Annotated in this window: 20 protein-coding genes and 1 tRNA gene; 10 read left to right on the top strand and 11 right to left on the bottom strand. The window is 54.0% G+C overall.

The window, feature by feature from the left end:
• The first annotated feature begins 154 nt into the window (after positions 1 to 154).
• Positions 155 to 607: a macrodomain Ter protein MatP gene (gene matP / locus UTM25_RS09295; protein WP_032658161.1), complete on the top strand. Its 453-nt coding sequence runs from the start codon at positions 155 to 157 to the stop codon at positions 605 to 607.
• 63 nt (positions 608 to 670) lie between these two features.
• Here the strand turns inward: matP and ompA are convergent, their stop codons facing one another.
• Positions 671 to 1,726: a porin OmpA gene (gene ompA / locus UTM25_RS09300; protein ID WP_115504044.1), complete on the bottom strand. Its 1,056-nt coding sequence runs from the start codon at positions 1,724 to 1,726 to the stop codon at positions 671 to 673.
• Positions 1,727 to 2,080: 354 nt separating this feature from the next.
• Positions 2,081 to 2,590, bottom strand: coding sequence for an SOS-induced cell division inhibitor SulA (gene sulA / locus UTM25_RS09305; RefSeq protein ID WP_038417560.1), 510 nt, complete (start codon positions 2,588 to 2,590; stop codon positions 2,081 to 2,083).
• 217 nt (positions 2,591 to 2,807) lie between these two features.
• Here sulA and UTM25_RS09310 point away from each other — a divergent pair, with 217 nt between their 5' ends.
• A complete protein-coding gene (locus UTM25_RS09310; RefSeq protein WP_194399995.1) occupies positions 2,808 to 3,416 on the top strand; it encodes a TfoX/Sxy family DNA transformation protein in 609 nt (202 codons plus the stop codon).
• Here UTM25_RS09310 and yccS read toward each other — a convergent pair.
• A complete protein-coding gene (gene yccS, locus UTM25_RS09315) occupies positions 3,391 to 5,553 on the bottom strand; it encodes a YccS family putative transporter (RefSeq protein ID WP_194399996.1) in 2,163 nt (720 codons plus the stop codon). The genes UTM25_RS09310 and yccS overlap by 26 nt on opposite strands.
• 19 nt (positions 5,554 to 5,572) lie before the next feature.
• Positions 5,573 to 6,019 (bottom strand): YccF domain-containing protein, encoded by a 447-nt coding sequence (locus UTM25_RS09320; RefSeq protein ID WP_194399997.1) that lies wholly within the window; start codon positions 6,017 to 6,019, stop codon positions 5,573 to 5,575.
• A 123-nt stretch (positions 6,020 to 6,142) separates the two neighbouring features.
• Here UTM25_RS09320 and helD point away from each other — a divergent pair, with 123 nt between their 5' ends.
• A complete protein-coding gene (gene helD, locus UTM25_RS09325) occupies positions 6,143 to 8,197 on the top strand; it encodes a DNA helicase IV (protein WP_194399998.1) in 2,055 nt (684 codons plus the stop codon).
• A gap of 58 nt (positions 8,198 to 8,255) precedes the next feature.
• On the opposite strand, the gene mgsA is transcribed toward helD, so the two are convergent.
• Positions 8,256 to 8,714 carry a methylglyoxal synthase gene (gene mgsA, locus UTM25_RS09330; protein ID WP_023311034.1) on the bottom strand — a complete coding sequence of 153 codons (459 nt, stop codon included), beginning with the start codon at positions 8,712 to 8,714 and terminating at the stop codon, positions 8,256 to 8,258.
• 80 nt (positions 8,715 to 8,794) lie between these two features.
• Positions 8,795 to 9,457 carry a curli synthesis inhibitor gene (gene csgI, locus UTM25_RS09335; RefSeq protein ID WP_023311035.1) on the bottom strand — a complete coding sequence of 221 codons (663 nt, stop codon included), beginning with the start codon at positions 9,455 to 9,457 and terminating at the stop codon, positions 8,795 to 8,797.
• A 173-nt stretch (positions 9,458 to 9,630) separates the two neighbouring features.
• On the opposite strand from csgI, the gene UTM25_RS09340 reads away from it, so the two are divergent.
• A complete protein-coding gene (locus UTM25_RS09340) occupies positions 9,631 to 10,044 on the top strand; it encodes a CoA-binding protein (RefSeq protein WP_194399999.1) in 414 nt (137 codons plus the stop codon).
• A gap of 36 nt (positions 10,045 to 10,080) precedes the next feature.
• Here UTM25_RS09340 and hspQ read toward each other — a convergent pair whose 3' ends face one another.
• Positions 10,081 to 10,398, bottom strand: a complete 318-nt coding sequence (hspQ, locus tag UTM25_RS09345; protein ID WP_008499919.1) for a heat shock protein HspQ — start codon at positions 10,396 to 10,398, stop codon at positions 10,081 to 10,083.
• A gap of 60 nt (positions 10,399 to 10,458) precedes the next feature.
• On the bottom strand, positions 10,459 to 11,649 hold the full coding sequence (gene rlmI, locus UTM25_RS09350; protein WP_194400000.1) for a 23S rRNA (cytosine(1962)-C(5))-methyltransferase RlmI: 1,191 nt from the start codon (positions 11,647 to 11,649) through the stop codon (positions 10,459 to 10,461).
• A gap of 169 nt (positions 11,650 to 11,818) precedes the next feature.
• On the opposite strand from rlmI, the gene UTM25_RS09355 reads away from it, so the two are divergent.
• Positions 11,819 to 12,628, top strand: coding sequence for a DUF4225 domain-containing protein (locus UTM25_RS09355; RefSeq protein ID WP_048222367.1), 810 nt, complete (start codon positions 11,819 to 11,821; stop codon positions 12,626 to 12,628).
• Here the strand turns inward: UTM25_RS09355 and UTM25_RS09360 are convergent.
• On the bottom strand, positions 12,625 to 12,939 hold the full coding sequence (locus UTM25_RS09360; RefSeq protein ID WP_047071946.1) for a hypothetical protein: 315 nt from the start codon (positions 12,937 to 12,939) through the stop codon (positions 12,625 to 12,627). The two genes, UTM25_RS09355 and UTM25_RS09360, sit on opposite strands and share 4 nt — an antisense overlap.
• Positions 12,940 to 13,140: 201 nt before the next feature.
• Here UTM25_RS09360 and UTM25_RS09365 point away from each other — a divergent pair, with 201 nt between their 5' ends.
• The 3 genes from UTM25_RS09365 to yccX are packed head-to-tail and all read left to right on the top strand — an operon-like array spanning position 13,141 to position 14,790.
• On the top strand, positions 13,141 to 13,698 hold the full coding sequence (locus UTM25_RS09365; RefSeq protein ID WP_194400001.1) for a kinase inhibitor: 558 nt from the start codon (positions 13,141 to 13,143) through the stop codon (positions 13,696 to 13,698).
• A 10-nt stretch (positions 13,699 to 13,708) separates the two neighbouring features.
• A complete protein-coding gene (locus tag UTM25_RS09370) occupies positions 13,709 to 14,497 on the top strand; it encodes a helix-turn-helix domain-containing protein (protein ID WP_194400002.1) in 789 nt (262 codons plus the stop codon).
• Between the two features lie 11 nt (positions 14,498 to 14,508).
• Entirely contained in the window at positions 14,509 to 14,790 is a 282-nt protein-coding gene (yccX, locus tag UTM25_RS09375) for an acylphosphatase (RefSeq protein WP_194400003.1), read from the top strand.
• Here the strand turns inward: yccX and tusE are convergent.
• Entirely contained in the window at positions 14,787 to 15,116 is a 330-nt protein-coding gene (gene tusE, locus UTM25_RS09380; RefSeq protein WP_032658335.1) for a sulfurtransferase TusE, read from the bottom strand. The two genes, yccX and tusE, sit on opposite strands and share 4 nt — an antisense overlap.
• 87 nt (positions 15,117 to 15,203) lie before the next feature.
• Positions 15,204 to 15,863, bottom strand: a complete 660-nt coding sequence (yccA, locus tag UTM25_RS09385; protein WP_023335168.1) for an FtsH protease modulator YccA — start codon at positions 15,861 to 15,863, stop codon at positions 15,204 to 15,206.
• Between the two features lie 269 nt (positions 15,864 to 16,132).
• Here yccA and UTM25_RS09390 point away from each other — a divergent pair, with 269 nt between their 5' ends.
• Both UTM25_RS09390 and UTM25_RS09395 read left to right on the top strand, forming a co-directional pair.
• Positions 16,133 to 17,761 (top strand): ABC transporter substrate-binding protein, encoded by a 1,629-nt coding sequence (locus UTM25_RS09390; protein ID WP_194400004.1) that lies wholly within the window; start codon positions 16,133 to 16,135, stop codon positions 17,759 to 17,761.
• A gap of 130 nt (positions 17,762 to 17,891) precedes the next feature.
• Positions 17,892 to 17,979 (top strand) — tRNA-Ser (locus UTM25_RS09395).
• The last annotated feature ends 23 nt before the right edge of the window (positions 17,980 to 18,002 follow it).

The following is an 18,002-nucleotide window of genomic DNA, read 5'->3' on the forward strand; positions in this document are numbered from 1 at the left end:
GGAGTATACCGTAAGCGGGGGGCTGTACCCAAGCAGGATTGGGGATTTCGACAGGGTGATTGGCTGCATTAACTCACAGGATATGATTTCTTTTCAGCAGATTGCCGAAAAACTGATATTCTGAACAGAGTTACGTGGTAACACTGAGATCGCAATGAAATATCAACAACTGGAAAATCTCGAAAGCGGCTGGAAATGGAAGTACCTGGTCAAAAAGCACCGTGAAGGGGAGCTGATCACCTGCTACGTCGAAGCCAGCGCTGCGCAAGAAGCCGTGGATATTTTGCTGACCCTCGAAAATGAACCGGTACAGGTTAACGGCTGGATTGAGAAACACATCAATCCTGCGCTGTTAAACCGGATGAAGCAAACTATCCGTGCCCGACGCAAACGGCATTTTAATGCTGAGCATCAGCACACTCGCAAAAAATCAATCGATCTGGAGTTCGTTGTCTGGCAACGCCTGGCTGGGCTGGCACAACGACGGGGTAAAACGCTTTCGGAAACCATCGTGCAGCTGATTGAGGATGCCGAACATAAAGAGAAGTACGCCAATCAGATGTCGACGCTGAAGAACGACCTTCAGGCTCTGTTGGGTAAAAAGTAGATTTTAGTTTTCTTCAGACAATAAAAAACCCCGCATGGCGGGGTTTTTTTATAAGACGATAACTTATGCCGCTGGCTGAGTTACAACGTCTTTGATGCCTTTAACTTCGATCTCTACGCGACGATCTGGAGCCAGGCAGTCGATCAGTGCAGCGCGAGCTTTCACGTTATCACAGGTGTTGCCAGTAACTGGGTTAGATTCGCCCATACCACGTGGGGAGATCTTGTTAGCTGGGATACCTTTAGAGATCAGGTAATCAACAACAGACTGAGCACGTTTCTCAGACAGTTTCTGGTTGTAAGCGTCAGAACCGATACGGTCGGTGAAGCCCAGAACCACTACGGAACCGTCTTTAGGATCCAGGTTGCTCAGCTGAGAGTACAGCTGATCCAGTGCCTGCTGGCCTTCTGGTTTCAGAGTCGCTTTGTTGAAGTTGAACAGAACGTCAGACTTCAGAGTGAAGTGCTTGGTCTGTACTTCTGGAGCTGGAGCCGGCGCTGGAGCAACAACTGGAGCTGCTTCTTCCTGCTGGCCGAAACGGTAGGAAACACCTACGCTCAGCATGCCGTTGTCTGGACGAACACCAACGGTGTTGCCGTCGCCGATGTTGTTAACCCACTGGTATTCCAGACGGGTAGCAATGTCACGGGTCATAGCCCACTCAACGCCACCAGCGAATACTGGGGAAACACCGGTGTCATGGTTGTCACCAGAGATGTTGTTGCTGGAATCTGCGCGCCATACCATGCCGCCCAGACGGGTGTACACGTCCAGATCGTCAGTGATTGGGTAGCCCAGTTTAGCGGTCAGCTGAACGCCCTGTGCTTTGAAAGCGCCGTTGATGGTGTCGCCTTTGTATGGCATACGACCTAACCAGTCGTAACCCATTTCAAAACCAACATACGGGTTAACCTGATAGCCACCGAACGCACCTGCACCAAGCTGGCTCTCGTGAGTTGGGCCATCATTGTTCAGGCTGCTGTTGTACCAGCCGGTGTCATGGAACTGAGACCAGCCCAGTTTACCACCTGCATACCAGGTATTATCTTTCGGAGCGGCCTGCGCTACGGTAGCGAAGCCAGCCAGTGCCACTGCAATCGCGATAGCTGTCTTTTTCATTTTTTGCGCCTCGTTATCATCCAAAATTCGCCATGAAAGTCTCAGGAGAGAATCACGGTTAAATCCTTCACCGGGGGGCGTGGTCAAATATAAATCTACCGATATCTTCGGCTTAGGCCGAGCACCCCTGGCGATGTAAAGTCTACAACGTAGCTGAAAACTTACAAGTGTGAAGTCCGTCAGGCATATGAAAAAAAAAGTTCCGTATACCGATTATTTAACATTTTTCGAACGAATTTTGTGCAATAAAATTAAGGAGAACCGCACCAGACAAGCCTTGCCGCAATTTTCAGTCAGGGAACTTTAATGCCATCTTGTAGTCAAAAAAAATTCCAGGAAAAATCTTAATTTCACTCAATGATACAAATTCGAGTGAATTTTTAGCCCAGAAAGTTGTCCTCTGCGGTAAGAATCCGATCGAACCGGACGCATAATGAACCCGATCGCACTCCCTTCTTCGGCTGCTTCCGTCAGACGGAAATGTTCCTCTTCCGTCAATTCTTCTGGTAGCCATCCAATCACCACGCTGTAATTTCCGGTGCGTAACGCGCGGATCATCGACTCAACGGTATCGCACGGCGGGAGCTGATTAATTTGCATGACCTTGGTAAGCGGAAGGCCTGCGGACTGAACCCACTCACGGCTCAGTTTTTGCTGAGGCGTGAGCCAAAGCTGCCAGCGCGATTGCTGACCAAGCTGTTGCAATAACGGCAACAGCAGAAGTTGCGTCAACAGGGGCTGGTCTTCACGATAAACCACTTCACTGATTAGCCCCGTGGAAACACGCTCGACGGAATTCTGCGCGACATTGCCTGCGGTAGAAGAGAGAGAGGTTGAGCGATTTGCATAGCCTGAAGTGTGCATATTCATTCCAGCCCTGTAGTTACTGTATGGATGTACAGTAACTCCTGTATGCATAAAGATCAACCTCATTTTCGGAAAGCGACTCGCAAAATTCATTCAATGTTGATGTCCCTCGAAAAATCATCTTGCTCATCGGCGATAAGTTGCCTATTTTCCTGCTAACGGATCCGCTAGTAAGAAATTTCGTTGTTACTTTATGATTTTGAAGGGAAATATCATGAAAAAGATATCTTATGAACGGATTTATAAATCCCAGGAATACCTCTCCCCGTTGGGCGAGATTCATCATCGCGCGCTGTTTGGAGGCTATACCCTGGCCGTGGATGATGCGGTTTTTGCCATGGTGTCAGACGGCGAGCTTTACCTCCGCGCCTGTGAAGAGAGTGCGAAATACTGTGTAAAAAATGCCTCCTCTTTTTTAACGTTGATGAAGCGAGGCCGCCCGGTGCTGCTCAACTATTATCGTGTGGATGATGGATTATGGCAGGACAGGGAGCGGTTGCTTCAGCTCTCCTCGTTTGCGCTCAGTGCGGCAAGAAAAGAACGCTATCAGCGCCATCAACGAAACCGACTTAAGGATCTGCCAAACCTGACCTTTCAGCTTGAAGTCTTGCTTTTTGAAGCTGGCATCACCAATGAGGAAACGCTGCGGGCGCTGGGTGCAAGAGCGAGCTGGCTAAAGATGCGGGCAAAAAACAAAGCGCTAAGCATTAAAGTTCTCTTCGCGCTGGAAGGGGCTATCGAGGGGCTGCATGAGGCGGCACTCCCGGCAGGCATTCGCCGGGAGCTAACGGAGTGGTTTAATGCGCTGCCTGAGCCACAGTAGAATCACTCCTCCAGGTAGCGATTTGCTGTTGCAGCCGGCAAATTTCAGGCAGCAGAGCGATAAGCAGGCCTATCTGCTGAAGTACCAGCGGCGCTTTGCTGTCGTTTCCAGGGTCAAGATGCGCAATGCGTTGAGCCAGTTCATCCAGCGCCTGTTGAACGCGCGGCTCATCGGCCGGTCGGTGATGAAGTGCGTCATCGACATAACAGACGGCGTCATCGAGCAGGTTGAGAATGCCCGGGTTGGTGAGTTTCTCACGGTGGGCACCGAGCGTCGAAATATAGCTGGTGAACGTATGGTTCAGGCAGAGCAGGCGGAACGCAGTCTCACGAATCTCCGCCGTGGCGCGAGGCTCCGTTGACATGTTAGAGACAACGGAGGCCAGTTCTGCGTCGCTGTTATGCGCGTCGCGACGGGCTATCCGGTAAGCCAGGCGGTTATCGCGCCCCTGGTGGTACTGCTCCAGGATTGCGTCAAGGTATCGACAGTTGGCGTTCATCGCCCTGTCCACCACGCGCGGCAAATTACGGAAGCGCCAGTCCGGCCAGATAAAGCTGACCGCGGCCCAGGCAATCGCACAGCCAATCAGGGTATCGATCACGCGGGGCAGGGCAACTTCAAACCCTTCACCCAGCAGGTTAAAGCAGAGCAGCACCAGCAGCGTAATGAACATGGTGGCGTGAGCATACTGCACGTTGCGAAACGCGAAGAACAGCACGCCGGTGATCACAATCAGGATCAGTTGACCTTCAACCGAGGGCACGAAATAGAGCACCGGAAGGCCAATCGCGACGCCGACCAGCGTGCCGATAATACGCAGCGCAAGACGGTGTCGGGTGGCGTTATAGTTCGGCTGGCAGACGAACAGGCTGGTCAGCAGGATCCAGTAGCCGTGGTGCAGCCCGGTTATCTGGATAAAGGCATACCCCACGCACAGCACCAGCGACATTCTTACCGCGTGGCGAAAGAGTGCCGACTCCGGCGTAAAGTTACGGCTCAGACGCAGCCACATATCGCTAACGCTGTGCACGCTGTCATCAGCAAGCTGATTTTCCACCTCACTACCCGGCACTGCCATCGCCTGTTCGGATTCAATGGTCGCCAGCTGGGCATCAATCGCCCGCAGGTTGTTCAGCAGAAAGCCCAGCGCTTTGATGTGTTCCGGTGACGTTCCGCTGGCCTGAACGCGGTCGAGCGCCGCATCAAGATGGCTGAATACGCGTTCAAAGCGGGGGTCATGCTGATAGGGCGTGCGCAGCAGAATAGACCGCGAGAGCTGCTGGCACGCCTGAGACTGCATGGACAGCAGGCGCTGGAAGCGGAACATCACGTCGCTGTAGCGGAACTTCTCGCGCAGGGCCGCGTATTGAACGTGCGAGGAGCTGGCACGTTCGTGAATGTCCTGGGCGGCAAAATAGTAGTGTAAGGTCCTTCGCGTTCCGCGCTGACCGCGATCGCCGCGCAGACGGGTAAGCAGAGAGGCTTTTGTCTGGTTAAGGGTGGCGACCAGCTGGCCGTTTGCCAGCGCCAGATCGTAGAGCGGAGCCTGGCTTTCTTCCTCAATATCCGGGTCGAACAGCCGGGATTTCAGTTCCAGGTAGTGGGCTAGCTGCTCAAAGCTGCGGGCAAGGTTATCCTGCAGCGGGCGAACCGGGAAGATCAGATGACCGGTTAGCGTCAGCAGATTATACCATATGGCACCCAGCAGAAGGAGAACCGGCTGCTGATACCACTGGTCGTACAGGGATACGCCCAGCATGGTGTAGATAGCGATCAGCAATGCACCAAACGCGATGGTGGCATAGCGCTGCCCGAGGCCGCCCAACAAAATAAACCCGCTGGTTGAGAGCGTAAGGCCCAGGGCAAACAGCCAGGGCCACGGGAAAAGCAGCTCAACGGACGCTGACGCAATGAAAAAGCAGACAAGCGTAATGACCAGGTTACGTAAACGCCCGGCCAGACGATCGTCCAGGTCCGCAAGCGCCCCGGCCACCACCCCCAGCGTGAGCGGAATGGTGAGTTTGACATCATTCAGCCACCAGGGCAGGGCAGCCGTGCCGCAAAGCGCGATAAATATCCTGACGTTGTATAGCCAGGTGCTGTTCCAGGTATAACGGCGAAGCAGTGGGCTTAGCATAAACGCGGCCGGTCCTTATTTACTGAAAACGACGACGCGCGTTTGCTTCACGCGCCGCCTGGGCCACTTCTACCGGAACAACCCTGCGACCGACGGGCCAAAGGGCGATAGCGGCGATCTTAAAGTTTGCGATCCCCACCGGAATACCAATAATCGTGATGCACTGTGCAATACCGGCAAAAATATGCATGATGCACAGCCACCAGCCGAAGAAAATCAGCCACAAAATGTTCAGCAGGGTTCCGCCCGTATTCATCAGGGCGTTTTTGCTCTCCGGATTGAGCTCGTCAACGTGAATAGCTTCATTCCCGTAGGGGATTAAGGAGAGTTTTGTGATTTCCCAGCAGGAACGGGTCAGGGGAAGCGTGAAAATCAGGACGATGCTCACCAGCGTGGCACAAAGCCAGGAAAGGGTGGTGGCAAAACCGCCCAGCACAAAATTCAACACATTCAGAACGGTACGCATAAACCCTCACTTCCTTTCGATAAAATTAACGCCCAATGATTGTAACGTTTTTTTAGGCTGGAGCACCTTAAAACTGGCAGTTAAACTGTCTGGTAAATTATCTCTTCGTGGATTTGGCGGAACATGGAACTGAAAGCAACGTCGTTAGGCAAACGCCTGGCGCAACACCCTTACGACAGGGTGGTTCTCCTTAATGCCGGGGTGAAAGTCTCCGGGGAACGCCACGAATACCTTATTCCGTTTAACCAGCTTCTGGCTATCCACTGTAAACGCGGGCTGGTGTGGGGCGAGCTGGAGTTCGTTCTGCCTGACGATAAAGTCGTGCGTCTTCACGGCACCGAGTGGGCGGAAACCCAGCGTTTTCATCATCACCTGAACGCACTCTGGCAGCAGTGGAGCCAGGATATGAGCGTAATTGCCGCCCAGGTGCTGCAGCAGGTGCTGGACGATATCGCGCAGAGCAACGCACAGCACGCATGGCTGACCCGTCAGCAGACCGCCGGGCTGCAGCAAAAGATCCGACAGGCACTCTCGGCGCTGCCGCTCTCCGTGACGCGTCTCGACGAGTTTGACAACTGTCGCGACGCCTGGCGCCAGTGTCAGGCCTGGCTGAATGATAAGGATAAAAGCCGTCTCGCTCACAATCAGGCGTGGACGGACGCCATGCTTACCCAATACGCCGACTTTTTCAGTACGGTGGAATCTTCACCGCTCAATCCGGCCCAGGCGCGCGCAGTGGTCAACGGCGAGCAGTCGCTGCTGGTGCTGGCGGGGGCCGGTAGCGGTAAAACGTCGGTACTGGTGGCGCGTGCCGGCTGGCTGCTGACGACCGGAGAAGCGGTAGCCGATCAAATTCTGCTTCTGGCCTTTGGCCGCAAGGCTGCCCAGGAGATGGACGAACGCATCCAGGAACGACTTCACACGCGGGATATCACGGCCAGAACCTTCCATGCCCTTGCGCTGCATATTATTCATCAGGGCAGTAAAAAAGTGCCTTCCATCAGTAAGCTGGAAAACGACGCGCAGGCGCGTCAGGCGCTGTTCATCAAAACGTGGCGCCAGCAGTGCAGTGAGAAAAAGGCGCAGGCGAAAGGGTGGCGTCAGTGGCTGGAGGAGGAGCTCGGCTGGGAGGTGCCAGAGGGCAGCTTCTGGCAGGATGACAAACTGGCGCGTCGTCTGGGTTCGCGACTTGACCGCTGGGTCAGCCTGATGCGAATGCACGGTGGAACGCAGGCAGAGATGATTGAAAGCGCGCCGGAGGCGATCCGCGATCTGTTTTCGAAGCGGGTCAAGCTGATGGCTCCGCTGCTGAAAGCCTGGAAAACCGCGCTGAAAGAGGAAAATGCCGTCGATTTCTCCGGTTTAATCCATCAGGCCATCATCATTCTTGAAAAGGGACGTTTTGTCAGCCCGTGGAAACACATTCTGGTGGATGAGTTCCAGGACATCTCCCCGCAGCGTGCTGCACTGCTCTCGGCGCTACGGGCGCAAAATAAACATACATCGCTGTTTGCGGTGGGTGACGACTGGCAGGCCATCTATCGCTTCAGCGGGGCGCAGCTCTCCCTGACGACCGCGTTCCACCACTATTTTGGCGAAGGGGATCGCAGCGATCTGGACACCACCTACCGCTTCAATTCACGCATTGGTGAGATAGCCAACCGCTTTATCCAGCAAAACCCGCATCAGCTGGCCAAGCCGCTCAATAGCCTGCGCCCAGGGGATAAAAAAGCGGTCACCCTGCTGGCGGATGACCAGCTGGAGCCGCTGCTGGACAAGCTCAGCGGCTACGCGAAGCCCGATGAACGTATTCTGGTGCTGGCGCGCTACCATCACCTTAAGCCCGCGGCGCTGGAAAAAGCCGCCACCCGCTGGCCGAAACTGCAGCTTGAATTTATGACCATTCACGCCAGCAAAGGGCAGCAGGCTGACTATGTGATTGTGGTGGGGCTGAAAGAGGGGAGCGACGGTTTCCCGGCTCCGGCCCGCGAGTCGGTGATGGAAGAGGCCCTGCTGCCGGTGCCGGAAGACTTCCCGGATGCCGAAGAGCGGCGTTTGCTGTATGTGGCCATCACCCGCGCGCGGCATCGCGTGTGGCTGCTGTTTAATAAAGAGGAGCCATCCGTGTTTGTCGATATCCTGAAGAGTATTGATGTGCCGGTAGCGCGTAAACCATAACGATGTCAGGAAAGATTTTCCAGGCCGGGTAAGGCGTAGCCGCCACCCGGCAAAAAAACTACTTCAGTCTATCGGAAAGATAACGCTGATAGTCCGGAATAAGGATATCAACCGGCGAGTTAAACTGCGGCGATTCGATGATGAAATCCGCCGTCGACAGGTTCGTCGCCACCGGAATATTCCACACCGTCGCCAGGCGCAGCAGCGCTTTAACATCCGGATCGTGCGGAACCGCGTTCAGCGGGTCCCAGAAGAAGATCAGCACATCAATTTTCCCTTCGGAAATCTGCGCGCCGACCTGCTGATCGCCGCCCATCGGGCCGCTCAGCATGGCATTCACCTGCAGACCCGTTTCGCGCTGGATCAGGTTACCGGTGGTGCCGGTCGCCGACAGGGCGTGCTTTTCCAGCGAAGACTGATGGCGGCGAACCCAGTTAAGCAGCATTTGTTTACAGTGATCGTGCGCCACAAGAGCAATGTGTTTGCGCTCAGGCAGCGTGCGTGTTGTCAGTTCCATAATCATATCCATCAGGTTAACTGCCTACACGATGACGGGAACCGTCTGACGCTGCAAGAGAAAGGCGTAAAAAATGTGGCTTATGATGAAGGTTGTTGTTTTGCCCACTGTAAAAAACGGGCCCGCGTGTCGGGATCGGCCTGCTGGAACCAGAATTTAAGGCGCTGTTCCGTCAGGGTCTGGGACTGGGGAGGAATAACGTCCAGTTCAGAGACGCCGGATAAAAGCGTACTGTCGTCCGCCATCATGGTGGCAAACTGAGGAAGCGAGGCGCGTTTCCCCGCTTTGTTATAGGTTTGGGTCGCGGCCTCGTAATCCGGGCCTTTCGGTGAGGTCGTTAAAGCCAGAATATCCAGCTTCACCGGAATCGGCATCGCATCCCCGTCCAGCAGTTCAACGCGGGGGGACGCGTCGAAGGCCGCAGATTCCTTCTCCGTTTCAAGGCGAGGCAGGGTGATATTCACCTGACTGATTTGCCGGGTATTAAAGCTGACGATCAGCGGCGGGGAGATGTACATCCGTTGCTCGTGATTAGCCAGACCGATCGGCTTTTCTACCCGGAAGACCAGCTGATGCGGCCCGTTATCTAACTCGATGCTGTCTGCACCGCGCAATAACGAGCTGGAGACCTTTTTTCCGTCCAGAACAAGGAGATCAATGTCGGTAGAGAGCCGGAGCGTGGTAGCAAAAACGCAGACCGGCATCACTAACGCAATCAGAGCAGTGGCAATACCGGTTTTCATAGAAGGCTCCCGTCAGAAATCCTGTCGCCGCATTAATGTATCTAAATTTTTCGATAATCACGTTTACTAACATATAGACATATTTCGCCGTTTTGCCCTCATGCATCTGTATGGGATGGATGGTTGAGATGTGCGGTTTGGCGTACACTTTTAAAAAAGCCAGGAGAAAAACCATGAAAGAGAACGATATTGCCGAGATTCTGACATCCACGCATACCATTGCGCTGGTGGGCGCGAGCGATAAACCCGATCGTCCAAGCTATCGGGTAATGAAATACCTTCTCGATCAGGGCTATCACGTTATCCCGGTCTCGCCAAAGGTGGCGGGGAAAACATTGCTGGGCCAGCAGGGTTACGCCACGCTCGCTGACGTGCCGGAAAAAATTGATATGGTCGATGTCTTCCGCAATTCCGAGGCGGCGTGGGAAGTGGCGCAGGACGCTATCGCCGTAGGGGCGAAAACGCTGTGGATGCAGCTGGGCGTAATTAACGAGCAGGCCGCCGTGCTGGCGCGGGATGCGGGGTTGAAGGTCGTCATGGATCGCTGTCCGGCGATCGACATCCCCCGTCTGGGGCTGGCGAAGTAATAAAAAAAGCCCGTTCATCGGGCTTTTTTTACACGCTTAGTTCCGCAGGCGCGGAGCCTGTAACTGTTTGCGGATAGTCTGAGCAAGTTCATCCATTGTGGGTTGCTCCGGATGTTCTTCCTGCAGCTCGCTACTCAGCTGCGCTTCGGCCAGATAGGTGTGAACGGGTTGTCCATCGTCACCTTCCATTACCACGTGGTACCAGGGCGCGGCGCGAAGCTCTGCGTTCACCGCCAGCTCGTCTGCTGACGGTTCATCAAGGGAATACTCCGGGTCGATATCCACGACCACACCCAAATACCCTAGCAAAGTGTGGCGGACCTGCTGGCCGATACCGAATTTGCTGGCAATCATAGTCACCTCCCGGGAAACACTACTTACACGTTATGTGCGGGCAATATTTCTCTTTTCAAGTTACATGACGCGACAGGCAAACCCTTTCAGATACAGTCCTTCCGGGTAGGTAGCAATCACGGGGTGATCGGCTGCCTGACGGAACTGCTCTATAAATTGTACATCACGGCCAGCATCTATTGCGGCATCGGCGATGATTTTCTGAAATAAATCTGTGGTCATCAGGCCGGAGCAGGAGAAGGTGAGCAGAATCCCGCCCGGGTTCAGCAGCTGGATAGCCAGCATGTTGATATCTTTATACCCGCGGCACGCGCCCATCAGCTGGCTTTTGTTTTCCACAAACTTTGGCGGATCCATCACGATGACGTCGAACTTCTCGCCCTGGTCGCGATATTTACGCAGCAGCTTGAACACGTCATCGCGTACAAACTCAGCTTTGCTCAAATCCAGCTTGTTGAGCTCGACGTTCTGTTTTGCCACGTCCAGCGCTTCCTGCGAGGTGTCCACGCTCACCACCTGAGCACAGCCGCCCATCAGTGCCGAAACGGCAAAACCGCCGGTATAGGAGAAGCAGTTCAGCACGCGTTTGTCGGCAACGTACTGACGCGTAGCCAGACGGCTGTCGCGCTGGTCGAGGTAGTAACCCGTTTTGTGCCCGCCCTGAATATCCACCAGCAGCTTCATGCCGTGCTCTTCAATAGGCAGCAGGGCAGGCGGCAGTTCGCCCGTGACGGGCCCCTGAGTCAGCTCCATGCCCTCTTTTTTGCGCACCGCCACATCGCTGCGGTCGTAAATAGCGCACTGTGGGAAGAGCGTTTGCAGCGCGCTGATCAGCGCGGCGCGTTGGTATTCCGCTCCGGCGCTCAGGAGCTGCAGCACCAGGAAGTTACCGAAGCGATCGATGGTCACGCCCGGCAGGCCGTCGGACTCCCCGGCAATCAGGCGGTAGCTGTCCAGCCCGTCGCGTTTTGCCAGCCAGTCGCGCCACTGCTGCGCCTGCTGCAGACGGCGAACGAAGAAGTCGATGTCGATGGTTTCATCTTTATCAAACGTCCAGACGCGAGCACGGATCTGGGACGCTGGCGAGTAGGCGCCGCGCGCTAACCATTTCCCCTGATGGTCAACGATATCAATGGTTTCACCGAGGCTGGCTTTGCCTTCCATACGGGCAACCGCGCCGGAAAAGACCCAGGGATGACGGCGCAGTAATGATTTCTCGCGCCCTTTGGCTAACACTAAACGTACACTCATAATTTGCTGTTCTGTCGATTTCAGGGAAATGGCGCGTAGAGTAGCACATCAAAACGGATCAGAGCTTGTTGAAATCATTTTCTGTTGTTCCTGATCGCGTCGCACGTAAAATAATCAAAGCGATGGAGTAATTAAGCTCGTTACCGTTAAAAAGCCGGAGGGAATCAAAATGGATATTGCGTTACTAAATAAGGGAAGAAACAGGGCATGGTCTGAGACCATGGTTAATCTGGAGGCGCGTAAGCTCGTTGATACAGCCAACCAGTTATCAGCCTTCTACCTTCAGGACGGGCTTTGTCGTATCAAGTTTGTAGAAGAAATAAAACAGGTCGTTGAAAAGGAGTTTGCAACAGCGCGTCGTGCCAGAACAGATGAAGAATGTATGGTTTGCATCAAGAATCTTCGAGCTGAAACGGAAAATCTTCGTGAGCAAGAGCATCTGCTAAGAACCCGCGCCGCGCAGCTTTATGCAAAAGTCGAGTTTGTCAGGGAAAATAATAAAATTGTCGGATATGTCATTTCGGCAGTGAATGTTGTGCTATCAGGCGTCGTTTTGTTTGGTGGATTTGTGATGTTATCCACTATGGGGCCGATAGGCATGTTTGCAGGAGCTGTCCTTATTGCTGATGGAATTAACGGGTTGACCCGGGAAGTACTCAACTTTGATCTACCAGCAGGACAAAAACCTTCACAGGGAATGATTGCTGATACCGTTATGGAAACAGCTCAGTTTATGGGGTTCAGTCCCAACTCAGGATTGGCTTTTTATAACGGTGTTACTCTTGGTGCCAGTGTCTATAGTATCGCTGGACTAGCCCGAAAAACGGGAGCGTGGAGATTGTTTCGATGGCTTCCACACGATTACTATCGCAAAGTCAGTACGATGGGCGCGCCTAAACTCACGATGAAGATTGTCGGATATGGCGTTAAAGCCAAGGTCATTTTTGATCTGATAACAACAGATAACGGAATCCGTTAATCTCTGGTGCTTTTTCGGTAACGCCAGGATTTATACGACAGTACAGGAGGCTGTGCGAGAGTCATAATGCTTACCCCTATGATAATCGCCAGCCCCCACGCCAATGCTTTGAGAGGTGAACTGAAAACGACAAGTATAATCAGGATCGTGAAGCATACACTGGCTACCCAAAGTAAGGTATTAAATCGACGGGCGAGATCGTAAATCGCCTCTTCAAGCGTTCCACCGTATCTCTCAACGTTATTTTTTATCTTCTGCAAGTCAGACAGTGTGAAACCAGAACGCAACAGAGCTTCATCAGTGACATTCATATCGTTTTCCTTTCACGCAAAAAATCCCATTTACTGTTTGTACACGTACATACTCACGGTGCGTAGAGTAGCACATTCAGCAAGGCGCAATCATCTGCGGATGCCGTTGAGCGTTTCGGCACAAAATCAAATCGCTTAGGCACATTACGATATTGCCGCTGGGTTTAGAGTGGGGCTTCCGGTACAGCAGAGGGTGCACCCATGAAAAAGCGCAGTGTGATAGCAATAGCCGCTCTGGCGGCGATGAGTTTTCAGGTTTTAGCAACAACGCCTTTCGACGTCACCAGCCAGGATATTTCCGGCGAAAGGCGACTGGCGCAACAGCAGGCATTTGAAGGATTTGGCTGCCACGGTGGGAATATTTCTCCACAGCTGGCATGGAAAAATCCGCCCGCCGGTACGAAAAGTTTTGCCGTCACGGTATATGACCCGGATGCGCCCACCGGCAGCGGCTGGTGGCACTGGACCGTAGCCAATATTCCGGCGAAGACAATGACGCTTCCCGCTGATGCCGGTAACCCTAACGGCGAGAAATTACCTGCCGGCGTTGTGCAGGGGCGTAATGATTTCGGCTATTCTGGATTCGGCGGCGCATGTCCACCCGAAGGGGACAAGCCTCATCGCTATCAGATTACCGTCTGGGCCCTGGACGTGGATAAACTGCCCGTCGACAACAATGCCAGCGGCGCGCTGGTCGGTTTTATGATCAATAGTCACACTCTGGCAAAGGCTCAGTTAACGGCAACCTACAGCAGATAAGGATGACAGGGTGCAGGAGTTTCATTTTCGACATAACCATCTTACCGCGGGTGAAGTGACTGCCAGCAAAATGCATCGCCTGCACCAGGTTAAACTGTTTTTTCCGGCTATTTGTCATATCACTCACGGCACTAAGGTGATAGTTCAGGATGATAACCGTCTGGAAGCGACACGGGATGAGCTCATCATTATCCCGGCCAATACGGCGATGGAGATAATCAATCAGCCTGTAAACGGTCTGTTTCACTCGGATTTGCTGATGTTGTCCCCGGAGATTGTCGCCGAGTTTAAAGCGCATTACCTGAAGTCCTGGCCGCGCACGACGCTGCATTCGCTCTGCGCCCCGCTGAGCGAGGGGTTGGCATTTATGTGGGACAATCTGCTGCGCGCCGTGCGTCAGGATTTACCGGAGGCGCTCCAAAAGCATCAGGCTTTCGGCCTTCTGCTGGCCCTGCTGCACGATGGCGTGGCGGGTCCGCTGCTTGTTGAGCGCAACAGTAACCTGACCGAGCAGGTGCGGCAGTTCATTATGCTGTCGCCCGCCAGAGCCTGGACCGCCCAGGAGGTTGCCAGCCGTCTGGCCTTAAGCGTGCCGACGCTGCGCAGACGCTTGCGTGAAGAGTCGCAGAGTTTTCGCCAGATCGTGGAGGAGGTGAGGATGGCCGTTGCTTTGTCACAGCTACAGTCAACCCGATTACCAATTGGCGAAATCGCATTACAATGTGGGTATCTTTCCAGCTCTCGTTTCACCGCCCGTTTCCGGCAGCACTATGGCTGTTTGCCGAAAACGCTACGTTAAGGAGAAGAAAAATGTCAAAAGTCTGCACCATTGCCTGGGTTCACGGCGTTGTTCAGGGCGTGGGGTTCCGCTACAGCACCCAGCGCGAAGCGGTTGAGCTTGGGATAACGGGATACGCGCGAAATATGGACGACGGCAGCGTTGAGGTGGTCGCCTGCGGCGAAGCGGAGCAGGTCGACAAGCTGGTGGCGTGGCTGAAAGCGGGCGGGCCGCGCAGCGCGCGGGTTGATAAGGTGTTAACGGAACCGCATCAACCCGGGCGCGAATACGTAAACTTCGGGATTCGGTATTAAATACACTTCACCGGCTTAGGCAGGCCGGCAATTTTGGTGGCTTGTTTTGCCGGGCCTTTCGGGAACAGACGATACAGATAGCGGCTGTTGCCTTTCTCTTCGCCGAACTTATTGGCCATGGCTTTAACCAGCATGCGGATCGCCGGAGAGGTGTTGAATTCAAGATAGAACTCGCGAACAAAACGCACCACTTCCCAGTGTTCGGGAGAGAGGGTAATCCCTTCGTTTTCCGCAATTTTCTCCGCCAGCGGCTCGCTCCACTGGCCACTCTCTTTCAGATAACCGTCGTTATCGGTCTCGATCTCTTTGCCTTCAAAACTCAACATAGTCATTCACGCGTCAGTCAAAAACCGCAGCAGTGTACCAAAAAACAAAGCCCCGCATAAGCGGGGCCAGGTTAACAGCGCTGCAGCTTAATCGCGGCTGGCGAAGCCCAGGATGCTCAGCAGGCTGACGAAGATGTTGTACAGCGACACATACAGGCTCACGGTGGCGCGGATATAGTTCGTCTCACCGCCGCGAATGATGTTGCTGGTTTCAAACAGGATCGCGCCTGAAGAGATCAGAATAAACACGGCGCTGATCGCCAGATGCAGGGCAGGCAGCTGCAGGAAGATGTTTGCCACCATGCCCACCAGCACTACCACAACACCCGCCATCAGCATACCGCCGAGGAAGGACATGTCCTTACGGGTGGTCAGCACGTAGGCCGAGCAGCAGAAGAATACCAGCGCGGTACCGCCCAGCGCCATGCCGATAAGATCGCCCATACCGGCAGACAGATACGCATTCAGCATCGGCCCCAGGATGTAGCCCAGGAACCCGGTGAAGGCAAACGCGGACAGAATACCAACGGGCTTGTCAGCGGTTTTGTAGGTCAGGAACATCAGACCATACATACCCACCAGCGTCAGGATCAGCCCTGGAGATGGCAGCATCAGCACGGTGCTGGCGGTGGCGGTGATCGCTGAGAAAGCCAGCGTCAGGCTGAGCATGAAATAGGTATTGCGCAGCACCTTGTGGGTGCTGAGTAGCGATGTGCGGTCGCGTGAAGAAGTAATTATACGATCCATGAGTCACTCTCTTATGACAGATGTAATTAGCGGAAAGAATAGGAAACGACACGCCAGTCTCAAAGTGGTTTTACCCATCTTTACTCAGCACGTTAGCGCCGGAGGTGGTTATTTCTTCTGCAGAAATCCGTTTCACCAGTATGAACAGCGGTTTGCGACAATTTACCAGATCAAGCTCTTATAGGTTACTGAAAAATATTGCGTTATTACCATTCGAACGCTAAGAGTTATTTCCGGATCGTCATAAAACAGACTATAAGGCGAAGGAAATGAAACCACAAACACGCACTCACTTTACGCTCTCTTTGTTAACCGCAGGGATCCTGTGCGCCAGCACGGCAGCCTGGGCGGCTAACGTGCCGGCAGGAACCGCGCTGGCCGATAAGCAGGAACTGGTCAGAAACAACGGCAGTGAACCGGCTTCGCTCGACCCGCATAAAGTCGAAAGCGATGTCGAATTCAATATTATCAGCGATTTATTCGAAGGACTGGTAAGCGTCTCCCCGACAGGCGAAGTCCAACCCCGACTGGCGGAAAAATGGGAGAACAAGGACAACACCGTCTGGACGTTCCATTTGCGCCCGGGCATCACCTGGAGCGACGGCACGGCGATTACCGCAGAGGATGTAGTCTGGAGCTGGCAGCGCCTGATCGATCCGAAAACGGCTTCGCCGTATGCCAGCTATCCGGGCAATATGCATATCGCCAACGCGGCCGATATTGCTCAGGGGAAAAAAGCGCCCGATACGCTGGGCGTAAAAGCGATTAACGACACCACGCTGGAAGTGACGCTCACGCAGCCAAACGCGGCCTTCCTCGCGATGCTGGCGCACCCGTCTCTGGTGCCGGTGGATAAAGTGCTGATTGGCCGTTTCGGCGATAAGTGGACCAAACCGGAGCATTTCGTCAGCAGCGGGGCGTATAAGCTGTCGCAGTGGGTGGTCAACGAACGCATCGTGGCGGAGCGCAACCCGCGCTACTGGGATAACGCGCATACCGTGATTAACAAAGTCACCTACCTGCCCATCACGTCCGAGGCCTCGGACGTGAACCGCTATAAAGCGGGCGAAATTGACATCGTGTACACGGTGCCGATTAACCAGTTTGCCCAGCTCAAGAAAACCCTGGGCAGCGAGCTGGACGTTTCACCTCAGCTGGCGACCTATTACTACGAATTCAATACCACCCGGCCGCCGTTCAACGACGCCCGCGTGCGTAAGGCGCTGAACATGGCGCTCGATAAAGACATCATTGCCGGAAAAGTATTAGGGCAGGGACAGCGCCCGGCATGGCTTATCAGCCAGCCGGATATCGGCGGCGTGAAGCTACAGAATCCGGATTACGCCAGCTGGCCGCTGGACAAGCGTATCGCTGAGGCGAAAAAGCTGCTGAACGAGGCCGGATATAACGCCAGCCATCCTCTGAGCTTCAACCTGCTCTACAACACCTCTGAATCGCACCAGCGCATCGCGATTGCCGCCAGCTCCATGTGGAAGAAAAACCTCGGGGTGGACGCGAAGCTGCAAAATCAGGAGTGGAAAACCATGCTGGATACTATGCATACCCACAACTTTGACGCGGTGCGGTACGCGTGGATTGCCGATTACGACGACGCGGCGACCTTCCTGAACAACTTCCGCACGGGAGACAGCGAAAACACCAGCCAGTACAGCAATCCGGACTACGATCGCGCGCTGCTCAATGCCGCAAAAGCCAAATCAGCGGAAGAGCGGGGTAAGTTCTACCAGCAGGCGGAAGATCTGCTGGGGCGTGATGTACCGGCCATTCCGGTTTATCACTACGTCCGTACGCACCTGGTGAAACCGTGGATAGGCGGATTTACGCCGGATAAGCTGGGGTACTATTTCACGAAAGACATGTACATCAAAAAACACTAGGTCTGTGCTGATAAAATCGTCGATGTGTCGTCAGTTCAACCGATTAAACACGTTTTGACTATTTTTACAGCGAACGAGTGCAGCCACTCTTTACAGCTCGCGGTGAGGTGTTTATAGTTCGCCTCACTTAGGAAGTGTGGCCGAGCGGTTGAAGGCACCGGTCTTGAAAACCGGCGACCCGAAAGGGTTCCAGAGTTCGAATCTCTGCGCTTCCGCCAGATATAAACCCCAGGTTACTTGT

This window comes from Enterobacter sp. 61D5 (genome assembly GCF_034107965.1).
GTDB classification, from domain to species: domain Bacteria; phylum Pseudomonadota; class Gammaproteobacteria; order Enterobacterales; family Enterobacteriaceae; genus Enterobacter; species Enterobacter cloacae_M.